Consider the following 11,692-nt stretch of genomic DNA (forward strand, 5'->3'; position numbering starts at 1 on the left):
GGAAACGACGAAGGGGCGGTTCCCTACGGCAGTAGACTGTCTGCAGCCATGACTTTTCATATCTCCTATCCCGCCGAGCTGCCGGTTTCCGAGCGCCGCGAGGACCTGATGGCCGCCATCGCCGCCAACCAGGTGACCATCATCGCCGGCGAGACCGGCTCCGGAAAGACCACCCAGATCCCCAAAATGTGCCTGGAACTGGGACTGGGCGAGAAAGGCCTCATCGGGCACACCCAGCCCCGCCGGCTGGCAGCGCGGACCGTGGCGGAGCGCATCGCGGAGGAGCTCGGTGTCGAGATCGGGCAGGAAGTAGGCTTCCAGGTCCGGTTCACGGGTGAGGTCAGCAAGGCGACCAAGGTCAAACTCATGACCGACGGCATCCTGCTCGCCGAGATCCAGCGGGACAAACTGCTGCGGAAATACAGCACCATCATCATTGACGAGGCGCACGAACGCAGCCTCAACATCGACTTCATCCTGGGCTACCTCAAGCGGGTCCTCCCCCAGCGGCCGGACCTGAAGGTCATCATCACCTCGGCCACCATTGATCCCGAACGGTTCGCCAAGCACTTCGGCACCCCGGACGACCCTGCCCCCATTGTTGAGGTGTCCGGCCGGACCTACCCGGTGGAAATCCGCTACCGCCCCCTCTCGCAGCCGAAAGCGGACGAAGAAGACGCCTCTGACGACGAACTTGAGGAAGACCGCGATCCGCTGGACGCCGTCTGCGATGCCGTGGACGAACTTGCCGCCGAAGCCCCGGGGGACATCCTGGTGTTCTTCTCCGGCGAGCGCGAAATCCGGGACGCCGCGGAAGCATTGCAGGCCCGCATCCAGTCCAACCGCAGGCTGGCCAACACCGAGATCCTTCCCCTGTTTGCGCGCCTGAGCCTGCAGGAGCAGCACAAGGTGTTCCATCCGGGCAGCAAGCGACGCATCGTGCTGGCCACCAACGTGGCGGAAACGTCACTGACAGTTCCGGGCATCAAATACGTCATCGATACCGGCACCGCCCGCATTTCCCGGTACTCGCACCGCACCAAGGTCCAGCGCCTGCCCATCGAGCGCGTCTCGCAGGCGTCGGCCAACCAGCGCTCGGGCCGCTGCGGCCGCGTGTCCGACGGCATCGCCATCCGGCTGTACTCCGAGGAAGACTTCGAATCCCGGCCCCGGTTCACCGATCCTGAGATCCTGCGGACCAACCTCGCCGCCGTCATCCTCCAGATGACCGCCATGGGCGTGGCAAGGGGGCCCAAGGACGTGGAGGACTTCCCCTTCGTCGAACCGCCGGAAACCCGGGCCATCAACGACGGCGTCACCCTCCTTCGCGAGCTCGGCGCCCTGGCTCCCCCGCGCTCCCAAGGTACCGGGACCAAGGCTGAAGCAGCCGGCGGCAGGGGCGGGCCGCAGGGCGGCGGCCTCACCGCCGTCGGGCAGAAACTTGCCCAGCTGCCCGTGGATCCGCGCCTGGGCCGCATGATCGTGGAAGCGGGAAAGCGCGGCTGCGTCCGCGAGGTCATGGTGCTGGCTGCCGCGCTTACCATCCAGGACCCGCGCGAACGGCCCACCGACAAGCAGCAACTTGCCGCGGAAAAGCACAACCGCTTCCGGGACGAAAACTCGGACTTCACCGGCTACCTCAACCTCTGGAACTACCTGCAGGAGAAGCAGCAGGAGCTGTCGTCATCGGCCTTCCGCCGGCTGTGCCGCGCCGAGTTCATCAACTACCTGCGTGTGCGGGAGTGGCAGGACCTCTTCACCCAGCTGCGCCAGCTTGCCCGTCCGCTGGGGATCACGCTGGACAACAAGCGCCTGGCGGATCCCGTGGGCAACCACGACGGCATCCATATCAGCCTGCTCTCCGGGCTCCTGAGCCACATCGGCATCCTGGACGAGCGCAAGCGCGAATACGCCGGCGCCCGGGGCAGCCGCTTCGCGATCTTCCCCGGATCGGCGCTGTTCAAGAAGTCCCCCACGTTTGTCATGGCGGCCGAGCTGGTGGAGACCAGCCGGCTTTGGGCCAGGGTGGCCGCCAAATTCGATCCGGTATGGGCTGAGCAGGTGGCCCCGGACCTGGTGAAGCGCAGCTACAGCGAACCCCATTGGTCCACCAAGCAGGGCGCGGTCATGGCCTACGAAAAGGTCACCCTCTACGGCGTTCCGATCATCGCCCAGCGGCGGATCAATTACGGCCGGGTGGATCCGGTGGTTGCCCGTGAGCTGTTCATCCGGCATGCCCTGGTGGAAGGCGACTGGCGTACCCACCACAAGTTCTTCCACCGTAACCGGGCGCTCCTGCACGAGGTGGAGGAACTCGAGGCCCGCATGCGCCGCCGCGACCTGCTGGTGGATGACGAAACGCTGTTCGAGTTCTACGACGCCAGGATCGGCCCCGACGTGGTGTCCGAGCGGCACTTCGACAAGTGGTGGAAGGATGCCCGCCGGGAGAACCCGGACCTCCTGGATTACGACAAGTCGCTGCTCCTCAGCGATGACGCCGACGACCTGGACGTCTCCGCCTACCCGAAGACCTGGCTGCACAAGGGCTTCGAGCTTCCGCTGACGTACGAATTCCATCCGGTGGCACCGGGCTCAGCCCCCGACCCGTCCGACGGCGTCACTGCCGAAGTGCCGGTCCTGTTCCTGAACCAGCTCGACGACGCCCCGTTCCGGTGGCTGATCCCCGGCCAGCGGGTGGAGCTGGTGACCGCCCTGATCAAGTCGTTGCCCAAGCAGATCCGGAAGAACTTCGTCCCCGCCCCCGATGTCGCCCGGCAGGCAGTTGCCGTCCTCGAGTCCGACTTCGATCCCGCCACGGACGATCTGGAGCCCTCGCTGGAGCTTGCGCTGCGGCGGATCCGCGGCGCGGTCATCCCGCCCGGCTCCTGGAACTGGGACGCGGTCCCCCCGCACCTGCGCGTCAGTTTCAAGGTGGTGGACAGCAAGGGCAAAGTCCTGGGCGAGGGCAAGGACCTCGCCGGGCTCCAGGAGCAGCTTGCCCCCGCCACCCGGCGTGCCATCGCCGAATCGCTTGGCGCCACCCCGGCCTCCACTGCGCCCGGTGCCGCCCCTAACGGGCAGCGCCGGAAGGGAAAGGCGTCCGACGGCGGCCCACCGGCCCGTCAGCAGGGCGCCGGGGTGCCGGAAGCCCCGGCCGCGGCAGGGTTAGTGGAGCAGGAAGGCCTGACCGAATGGACCTTCGGCACCATCGAGCGCCAGGTGAGCAGCATGGTCAAGGGCCACACAGTTACCGGTTATCCGGCGCTGGTGGACCAGGGCAAGACGGTGGCCTTGCGCGTGTTCCAGACATCAGAGGAACAGCTCGACGCCATGCGCGGCGGGGTAATCCGGCTGCTGGCACTGCGCGTTCCGGCGCCGGACCGCTATGTCCTGGAGCACCTGAGCAACACCGAGAAACTCACGTTCAGCCAGAACCCGCACGGCTCGGTGTCGGCCCTGATCGCGGACTGTGCACTGGCGGCCATCGACAAGCTCACGCCACCGGAACTGCCCTGGGACCGCCAGGCCTTTGACGCCCTGTATGAGCTGGTGCGCGCTGAACTGATTGACACCGTCTTCACGGTCACGGCCGTCGTCGAGCGCATCCTGGCCAGCACCCGGCGGATCGAAAAGCAGCTTAAAGGCACCACCAGCCTGGCCCTGATCAGTGCGCTGAACGACGTCAGGAGCCAGCTGGAGCAGCTGGTGTATCCGGGTTTTGTGGCACGCACGGGCTACGCCCAGCTCAGCCAGCTTCCGCGGTACCTTGCGGCCATCGAGAAGCGGCTGGAGCGCCTGCCCGGGAACGTGCAGCGGGATGCCCTGAACATGGCAGTGGTGCAGCGGCTGGAAGACGACTACGACGACGCCGTGTCGGCGCTGCTGCCGGGGCGGCGTGCCGGACGGGAGTTAACCCAGGTGCGCTGGATGATCGAGGAACTCCGGGTGAGCCTGTTCGCCGTCGAGCTCGGAACTGCCTACTCCGTGTCCGAGAAGCGCATCCGAACAGTGCTGAACAAGGCCCTCGCCCCGGCCTGAACACCTTCTGCTGCTCAGCGCGTCCTGCGTGCCCGGCCGGCAAAAGCCGGGCACGCAGGACGATGACGGGACGTCAGGCCGCAGGTACGAAGTCCCCGTAGCCGGCCGTCCGGAGGCCCTCGCGGAGCTTTTCGGCGTTGGCATCCAGTACTGCGGGATCGGGATTCTGGTCCGCTGAGCCGAAGTCGAAGTCGGCCATGCTTTGCGACGGCCACACGTGCACATGCAGGTGGTTGACCTCGTAGCCGGCCACGATCAGCCCGGCCCGCCGGGCGCGGAAGATGTCCACCTGGACCGCACCGATCCGCCGTGCCACTTCCATGACCCTGGCCAGGGTCTCCGGCGTGGCGTCAGTCCACCGGTCCACTTCTTCGGTGGGGACCACCAGTGTGTGGCCGTCGGCAAGCGGTCCGGTGGTAAGGAACGCCGCGACGTCGTCCTCGCGCCAGACGAACCGGCCGGGAATCTCGCCCTTCAGGATCTTTGTGAACAGGGTGCTCATGCGTCTGCCTCCTCGGCTGCTGCCTGCAGCGTGCTGGTGTCCAGCACGAACCGGTACTTTACGTCTCCAGCGACCATACGGTCGTAGGCTTCATTCAGCTGTCCGGCGGCCACCATCTCGATATCGGCAACCACGCCGTGCTCGGCGCAGAAGTCGAGCATCTCCTGCGTTTCGGCAATGCCGCCGATCAGTGAGCCTGCATAGGCGATCCTGCGACGGATCAGGGCACCCGGATTGACCGGCGGCATGGCTTCGGAGGGCAGCCCCAGCTGGAAGAGCGCGCCGTCCACGCGCAGGGTGCGGAAAAAGGGGTTCAGGTCGTGGGGGGCCGCCACAGTATCGATGATGAGGTCGATGCTGCGGTTCGCGGCGGCCATCGCGGCCTCATCGCGGGACAGGACAACCTCATCCGCGCCCAGTTCCAGGGCGGCCGCAACCTTGGATTCGGATGTAGTGAACACCACCACCTTCGCGCCCATGGCCTTGGCCAGCTTGACCGCCATGTGGCCCAGCCCGCCAAGCCCCACGACGCCCACCACGTCGCCTTCCTCCACGTCGAAGTGGCGCAGCGGCGAAAATGTGGTGACGCCGGCACACAACAGTGGCGCGGCGGCTGCCGGATCCAGCGATTCCGGTACGCGCAGGACGTAGCGGCGGTCCACCACGATGGACGACGCATAACCGCCCTGGGTGATGGCGTCCCCGTTCCGCCGGTCCTTTGCGCCGTAGGTGCCGGTCATCCCCTTTTCGCAGTATTGCTCAAGGCCGTCCAGGCAGCTTTCGCATTCGCGGCAGGAGTCCACCATGCAGCCAACGCCCACGCGGTCGCCCACTGCGAAATCGGTGACGTTCGAACCGGTCCTGCTGACCGTTCCCACGATTTCGTGGCCGGGGACCAGGGGGTATGTCTGGACGCCCCATTCTCCGCGGGTGGCGTGCACGTCGGAGTGGCAGAGCCCGCAGAACTCGATGGCGATTTCCACATCGTCCGGTTTTGGGGCGCGTCTGGCGACCGTCAGCGGCACCAGCCCGCTGGCTCCGGACACGGCGCCGTACGCTGCGGCGCGCACGCCGGAGTCCGGGGCTGCGACTGCTGGGGCTCCGGCGGCTGCGGGCGCGGCTCCGGCCACGGGCGGAATGGGATGGGCAAGGGGCGGTGGTACGGGACGTCCTGGTGTCATAGTGCGACGCTACCCCCGGCTCCGCCGGAGATTCCACCCGGAGCCGCGCCGTCCCCAGGTTCCGCGCCGGTGGCGACCGGCAGGTCCGGGCGGTTGGACCACTCCGAGAAGGAGCCCGGGTAGAGCGCAGCGGAAAACCCGGCCAGTTCCAGTGCGGCCACCTCATGCGCCGCGGTGACGCCGGAGCCGCAGTAGACGGCCACCGGCCGGCCGTCCTGCACGCCCAGGGATTCGAACCTCCGCCGCAGCTCGGCCGGGGCAAGGAACCGCCCGGCCTGGTCCAGGTTCGCAGCGGTGGGGGCGCTGACTGCTCCGGGAATGTGGCCGGCACGTGGATCCAGCGGTTCAATCTCGCCCCGGTACCGCTCCCCCGCCCTCGCGTCGAGCAACAGGCCGCTCTGCGGCCAGGTGGCGGCAGCACCGGCGTCGGCCACGGGCATCTGCCCGGTGCCCAGCTCAACATCGCCGGGGACGGGATGGACCGGGCCCGCCTCACGCGGCAGGCCGGCAGCACGCCAGGCGCCCAAACCGCCGTCGAGCAGGTAGACCTCGCTGACACCGGCGTCGCGCAGCATCCACCACAGCCTGGCCGCCGCCATGTTCCCGCTGTCATCGTAGGCAACCACCACGTCACCGTTCCGCAGGCCCCACCGGCGGGCCGACTCCTGGAAACGGTCGCGGGACGGCAGCGGATGCCGGCCCCGGTCCGGCACGGCCGGATCAGCAAGCTCCGTGGCCAGGTCAACGAACACCGCGCCCGGCAGGTGCTCCGCCAGGTAGTGGTCCTGGCCATGCGGATCGCCCAGCACCCACCGCACGTCCAGCAGTACCGTCCGGAGCCCGGAAGCAAGCCTGGCTTCAAGGCCCGGGACGTCAATCAATGGCTTCATGGTGCTCCTTCTGCGGAATCCGGGCCATGTGCTGGCGCCGGCAACGGTCCAACTGTAGACGGGCAGTCCGGCTGCCGCGGGTAGGCTGGTGCGGTGAAGATCGAGGGCAGCACCGGCACGGGCAGCGGCGGAACGGACCGGGACTGGGCGGACCAGGCCATCCGCACCATCACGGCGGAGAACAACCGTTCGGCAGACACCCACCTCTACTCGGTGGCCCTGCCGGAGCACTGGGGCATCCAGCTGTACCTCAAGGACGAGTCCACCCACCGGTCCGGCAGCCTCAAGCACCGGCTGGCCAGGTCGCTGTTCCTGTTCGGCCTGGTCAACGGCTGGATCCGGGAGGACACCACCATCGTCGAGGCCTCCAGCGGAAGCACCGCTGTTTCGGAGGCGTACTTCGCCCAGCTGCTGGGTCTGCCCTTCGTCGCCGTCATGGCACGCACCACCAGCCCGGAGAAGATCGCGCTGATCGAGAAGTTCGGCGGTTCATGCCTGCTGGTGGAAAACGCCTCTGACGTCTACGCGGCGGCGGAAGAGGTGGCCGCCACCTGCAACGGGCACTATATGGACCAGTTCACCTATGCGGAACGGGCCACGGACTGGCGCGGCAACAACAACATCGCCGAATCGATCTTTGGCCAGCTCAGCCTGGAGCCGCACCCGGCGCCGGACTGGATCGTGGTGGGCGCCGGCACCGGCGGAACCAGCGCCACGATCGGCCGGTACCTGCGGTACCACAGCCATCCCACCAGGCTGCTGGTGGTGGACCCGGAAAACTCCGCGTTCTACCCCGGCTGGCTGGGGGAATCAGCCGCACAGCCCACGGGCCTGCCTTCGCGGATCGAAGGCATTGGCCGGGCGCGGATGGAGCCCAGCTTCATTCCCACGGTGATCGACAGGATGATCCAGGTCCCCGATGCGGCGTCCGTTTCTGCGATGCGCCACCTGCACTCCTTCGCGGGCCTGCACGCCGGCCCGTCCACCGGCACCAACCTGTGGGGCGTCTGGCAGACAATTGCCGGCATGCTGGCGGAGGGACGCCGGGGCAGCATCGTGTCCTTGATGTGCGACGGCGGCGAACGCTATGCGGGCAACTACTGGAACCGGGACTGGCTGGCCGGCCAGGGACTGGACCCGGCGCCGTACGAAGCGGTGATTGCGCGCTTCCTGGACACCGGGGAGTGGACCGGCTAGACCTCCACCGACTCGCGCGGTGCCAGGTGCCGGTACTCCGTGCCGTACTTGGCCCCGATCCGCTTGACGTGCCCTTCAACGATTCCCAGGCCGTTGTCGTTGAGCAGCCCGTCGTGGATCTGGAACGCACGCGGCGCCCGCACCCCGATCACAAAGTCCACTACCTCGGCGGACTTGCTCCAGGGGGCGTGCAGCGGAACCAGGAGTGTCTGGACCGTGATGCCGTCCGGAATGATGAAGGAATCCCCCGGGTGGTACACGTTCTGGTCCACCAGGAAGCCGATGTTGGCCACCATGGGAATCTGGGGGTGGATCAGGGCATGCTGGCCGCCAAAGCTGCGGATGTCGAAGCCCGCCGCCTGGAACGAGGACCCCGGCTCCACCGCGTGGATGCGGTCCGCGGCACCCGGAGCCTCCTGGCGCAGCTGCTCTGCCACGCCCGCCGGAGCGTGGAGCTCAAGGTGCTGGTTGCCGTGGAGGGCCTCCACCACGGCCTTGGTGTCCAAATGGTCAGCGTGTTCGTGCGTCACCAGTACGGCGTGGGCCCCGGACAGCGCCTCCGCTGATTCGGAAAAGGTTCCGGGATCCAGGACCAGGACCCCGCCTTCCTTCTCGAGCCGGACACAGGCATGGGTGTATTTGGTCAGCTTCATAAGCGCCAGCCTAGGGTCCGTTCCGGAACGCTGTCCACGAACGCCGTCCAGGAAGATCCGGCTGGTAATCTTGATGTTTGCCCCCCACGGAAGCGAGTTCGTCCATGCCTACCGGCGTCAAGGCTGATTCCGCCGCCCCGTCCCCGGCTGGAGGCGGCAAGGAACAGCGCGTTACCAAGCAGCGCAAAGCCGTCAGTGCTGCCCTTGACCGGCTGGACGACTTCGTCAGCACCCAGGAGCTCTACCGGATCCTGCAAAACCAGGGTGTGTCGGTGTCGCTTGCCACCGCCTACCGCATCCTGCAGTCACTCGCCGATGAGGGCCTGGTTGACGTGCTGCGCAACGGCGATGGCGAGGCGGTGTACCGGCGGTGCGCGGTGACCGGCCACCATCACCACCTGTTGTGCAGGAACTGCGGGAAGGCCGTGGAGGTGGAAGCCCCCGCCGTGGAGACGTGGGCCGTGCGCACCGCGTCCGAGCATGGGTTCACCGAGGTGGACCACACGGTGGAAATCTTCGGGCTGTGCCCGGACTGCACCGCCCTTAAGGCTGCCGGGAAGCTGTAAGGACCCGCCCGTTGAGGCCACGGGCCTCCCGTACCGAGCCGATGGTACGGCACACCACGTAGATCAGGAACGACAACGTGGTGACATAGGGGCTGATGGGGATACGGCCGCCCAGGGCCAGCAGTATCCCGCCCACCGTGGCCGTCACGGCGAAGACCACGCTGAGCACCACCGCCGCCACCGGCGATGAGGTGACCCGCAAGGCCGCGGCAGCGGGCGTGATCAGCAGGGCGAGGACCAGCAGGGCGCCCACCACCTGGATGGACAGGGCCACGCTGACGCCCAGGACAATCATGAACACGATGCCCAGGCTGCGGACGGGCACTCCCCGCGCCTCAGCGAGTTCCGGGTCGACGCTGGCGAAGTTGAGCGGCCGCCAGATGGCAAGCAGCACGAGCATCACGACGACGGCAGTCCCGGCGAGTGCCTGGAGCTGGACTGTGTCCACGGAAACGATCTGCCCGGTCAGCAGCCCGAACTTGTTCGCCGCGCGGCCTTGGTAAAGCGAAAGGAACAGGATGCCCAGTCCCAGCCCGAACGGCATGATGACCCCGATGATCGAGTTCTTGTCCCGCGCGCGGACTCCCATCAGGCCCAGCAGCAGTGCGGCCGCCACCGATCCAACCAGCGAGCCGAAGACCACATCCGCCCCGACCAGGAGTGCGAAAGCGGCTCCCGCGAAGGACAGCTCGGAGATGCCGTGGACTGCGAAGGCAAGATCGCGCTTCATGACGAAAGTGCCCACCAGGCCGCCAAGCAGCCCCAGGATGGCACCCGCCCAGATGGAGTTCTGGACCAGGACCAGCAGCTCGCCGTAGTTGTCGAAATTGAAGATGGCGCCCAGGATGCTGTCGGCGTCCATTACAGCACCTCCCCTGCCATCGTGTCCGCACCGGCATGGTGGTGGGTGGTGGCGTCGGGAAGGCCGACCACCACGAGCCGGCCGTTGGCGCGGATCACCTCCACATGGCTGCCGTAAAGGTCGGACAGCACGTCGGTGGTCATGACCTCATCGGGCGCTCCGACGCGGAAACGTCCCCCGGCCAGGTAGAGGACCCGGTCCACGTACTCGATGATCGGGTTGATTTCGTGGGTCACAAAGACCACGGCACTGTTGTGCTCGCGGCTCTGCTTGCTGATCAGGGCACTCACCGCCTGCTGGTGGTGCAGGTCCAGGGACAACAGGGGCTCGTCGCAGAGCAGGACCTGGGGATCGGTCGCCAGGGCCTGGGCCACCCGAAGCCGCTGCTGCTCGCCGCCGGAGAGCTGCCCCACCGGGACGCTGGCGTAGTCGGATGCACCCACGAGTTCCAGGAGCTGGTCAACTTTCCGGTTTGTCCTGCCCTGCGAGAGCCGGATTCCCCAGCGGTGGCCGTCCACTCCCAGCCCGACCAGGTCGCGGGCACGCATGGGCGTGTCCGGCGCAAAGGATTTCTGTTGGGGTATGTAGCCGATCAGGTTGCTGCCGCGTTCCACGGGGCGCCCGCCAAGCAGCGCTACTCCGGCGTGCAGTTTCTGCAGGCCCAGCAGGACCTTCAGGAAACTGGTCTTGCCACTGCCGTTGGGACCCAGCACGGCGAAGAACTCGCCGGGCCTGATGTCCAGGTCAAGGCCGTCCCAGAGCGTGCGCTGGCCGAACCTGAGGCGCGCCCCTTTGAGGCTGACGACGGAATTCACCTGTTTGTCTCCAGAACCTTGCTGATGTTGTTCACATTGTCCGTCATCCACTGCAGGTAGGTCTTGCCTTCGGGCAGTGTCTCGGTGAAGTCCACAACGGGCACTCCGGCGGTTTCCGCCGCCTTCTTCAGCGCCTCGGTCTGGGGTCCTTCCGTCTGGGCGTTGTAGCCCAGCAGGCGGACTGCCTTGGAACCGACCAGGTCCGTGGCTTCCTTCAGGACGGCGGGAGGAACGTCAGTGCCCTCTTCGATGGCGGCCGTGTACTGCTCAGGCGTCGCGTTCGCCAGCCCGGCATCTTCCAGCATGTAGAGCGGGACCGGCTCCGTGACTGCCACCCGGCCCCCTCCCCCGGCGGCTTTCATGGCATCCAGGTGGCCGTGGAGGGAGGACAGGGACGACTTGAAGGAATCAGCGTTGGCGGAGAAGGTAGCCGCAGCGCCGGGGTCTAGCGCGGCGAGCTTGTCCGCTATGCCGTCAGCCATCCGCTCCATGGCAGGCAGGCTGTACCAGACGTGCTCGTTAAGGCCGCCGTGGTCGTGACCGTCATGGCCAGCTGCTGCCTCGGGGGTGGTGGATGGCGCTGCACTGGCAGCTTCGTCCGGGTGGGCCAGGCCGGAAACCTCGACGGCGGTCAGCACGGAGGCGCTGTCGAGCTTGCTGCTCTCCACCAGGGTGTGGATGAAGTCGTCGTAGCCGCCCCCGTTTTCGATGACGAGCTGGGCCTTGGACACAGCCAGCCGGTCCTGCGCGGTCGCCTCGTAGGAGTGCGGATCCTGCCCGGCACTGTTGATGATGGCCGTCACGTTGACCTTGTCCCCGCCGATGGTGCGGGCGATGTCACCATAGACGTTTGTTGAGGCCACAACGTTGATCCCCTGCGCCTGGTCCGCGGTCTGCGACGGCTGGGGGCCGCAGGCGCTGAGCAGGAGGCAGACGCCGGCGAGGGCGGCAAGGAAAGAGCTGGCAGCGGCTGGACGGCGCACGGAAA

The 11,692-nt window shown here is 67.1% G+C and carries 10 protein-coding genes; 3 read left to right on the plus strand and 7 right to left on the minus strand.

All coding sequences use genetic code 11. The features are described 5' to 3' along the window. Positions 1-48 precede the first annotated feature (48 nt). Positions 49-4,038 (plus strand): ATP-dependent RNA helicase HrpA, encoded by a 3,990-nt coding sequence (gene hrpA, locus AB0280_RS07485; protein WP_366366707.1) that lies wholly within the window; start codon positions 49-51, stop codon positions 4,036-4,038. Between the two features lie 73 nt (positions 4,039-4,111). Here hrpA and AB0280_RS07490 read toward each other — a convergent pair whose 3' ends face one another. The 3 genes from AB0280_RS07490 to AB0280_RS07500 are packed head-to-tail and all read right to left on the minus strand — an operon-like array spanning position 4,112 to position 6,611. Then, a complete protein-coding gene (locus AB0280_RS07490; RefSeq protein WP_159631625.1) occupies positions 4,112-4,540 on the minus strand; it encodes an HIT family protein in 429 nt (142 codons plus the stop codon). Then, positions 4,537-5,721, minus strand: a complete 1,185-nt coding sequence (locus AB0280_RS07495) for an NAD(P)-dependent alcohol dehydrogenase (RefSeq protein WP_307488494.1) — start codon at positions 5,719-5,721, stop codon at positions 4,537-4,539. Before AB0280_RS07495 ends, AB0280_RS07490 begins: the two co-directional genes overlap by 4 nt. After that, on the minus strand, positions 5,718-6,611 hold the full coding sequence (locus AB0280_RS07500; protein ID WP_366366710.1) for a sulfurtransferase: 894 nt from the start codon (positions 6,609-6,611) through the stop codon (positions 5,718-5,720). The genes AB0280_RS07495 and AB0280_RS07500 overlap by 4 nt, the downstream gene beginning before the upstream one ends. 93 nt (positions 6,612-6,704) lie before the next feature. On the opposite strand from AB0280_RS07500, the gene AB0280_RS07505 reads away from it, so the two are divergent. Continuing rightward, the gene (locus tag AB0280_RS07505; RefSeq protein WP_366366712.1) at positions 6,705-7,808 is read left to right on the plus strand and encodes a PLP-dependent cysteine synthase family protein; all 1,104 of its coding nucleotides are present in this window, start codon (positions 6,705-6,707) and stop codon (positions 7,806-7,808) included. On the opposite strand, the gene AB0280_RS07510 is transcribed toward AB0280_RS07505, so the two are convergent. Beyond that, on the minus strand, positions 7,805-8,461 hold the full coding sequence (locus AB0280_RS07510; RefSeq protein WP_366366714.1) for an MBL fold metallo-hydrolase: 657 nt from the start codon (positions 8,459-8,461) through the stop codon (positions 7,805-7,807). The genes AB0280_RS07505 and AB0280_RS07510 overlap by 4 nt on opposite strands. A gap of 104 nt (positions 8,462-8,565) precedes the next feature. On the opposite strand from AB0280_RS07510, the gene AB0280_RS07515 reads away from it, so the two are divergent. Then, complete coding sequence (locus AB0280_RS07515) at positions 8,566-9,027, plus strand: Fur family transcriptional regulator (RefSeq protein WP_159631620.1); 462 nt, start codon at positions 8,566-8,568, stop codon at positions 9,025-9,027. On the opposite strand, the gene AB0280_RS07520 is transcribed toward AB0280_RS07515, so the two are convergent. The 3 genes from AB0280_RS07520 to AB0280_RS07530 are packed head-to-tail and all read right to left on the minus strand — an operon-like array spanning position 9,005 to position 11,687. Further along, positions 9,005-9,889, minus strand: coding sequence for a metal ABC transporter permease (locus AB0280_RS07520; protein WP_159631619.1), 885 nt, complete (start codon positions 9,887-9,889; stop codon positions 9,005-9,007). The two genes, AB0280_RS07515 and AB0280_RS07520, sit on opposite strands and share 23 nt — an antisense overlap. Then, entirely contained in the window at positions 9,889-10,704 is an 816-nt protein-coding gene (locus AB0280_RS07525; protein ID WP_364397777.1) for a metal ABC transporter ATP-binding protein, read from the minus strand. The genes AB0280_RS07520 and AB0280_RS07525 overlap by 1 nt, the downstream gene beginning before the upstream one ends. Further along, positions 10,701-11,687 (minus strand): metal ABC transporter solute-binding protein, Zn/Mn family, encoded by a 987-nt coding sequence (locus AB0280_RS07530; RefSeq protein WP_366366717.1) that lies wholly within the window; start codon positions 11,685-11,687, stop codon positions 10,701-10,703. Before AB0280_RS07530 ends, AB0280_RS07525 begins: the two co-directional genes overlap by 4 nt. Between the last annotated feature and the right edge of the window lie 5 nt (positions 11,688-11,692).

This window comes from Pseudarthrobacter sp. 902506025, from assembly GCF_040702325.1.
Taxonomy (GTDB): Bacteria; Actinomycetota; Actinomycetes; order Actinomycetales; family Micrococcaceae; genus Arthrobacter.

What these genes read in the sequence shown, in the direction of transcription:
- AB0280_RS07510 (WP_366366714.1), bottom strand. Translation starts at nt 8,461, where the DNA reads ATGAAGCTGACCAAATACACCCATGCCTGTGTCCGGCTCGAGAAGGAA.
- AB0280_RS07500 (WP_366366710.1), bottom strand. Translation starts at nt 6,611, where the DNA reads ATGAAGCCATTGATTGACGTCCCGGGCCTTGAAGCCAGGCTTGCTTCC.
- AB0280_RS07515 (WP_159631620.1), top strand. Translation starts at nt 8,566, where the DNA reads ATGCCTACCGGCGTCAAGGCTGATTCCGCCGCCCCGTCCCCGGCTGGA.
- AB0280_RS07490 (WP_159631625.1), bottom strand. Translation starts at nt 4,540, where the DNA reads ATGAGCACCCTGTTCACAAAGATCCTGAAGGGCGAGATTCCCGGCCGG.
- AB0280_RS07520 (WP_159631619.1), bottom strand. Translation starts at nt 9,889, where the DNA reads ATGGACGCCGACAGCATCCTGGGCGCCATCTTCAATTTCGACAACTAC.
- AB0280_RS07495 (WP_307488494.1), bottom strand. Translation starts at nt 5,721, where the DNA reads ATGACACCAGGACGTCCCGTACCACCGCCCCTTGCCCATCCCATTCCG.
- hrpA (WP_366366707.1), top strand. Translation starts at nt 49, where the DNA reads ATGACTTTTCATATCTCCTATCCCGCCGAGCTGCCGGTTTCCGAGCGC.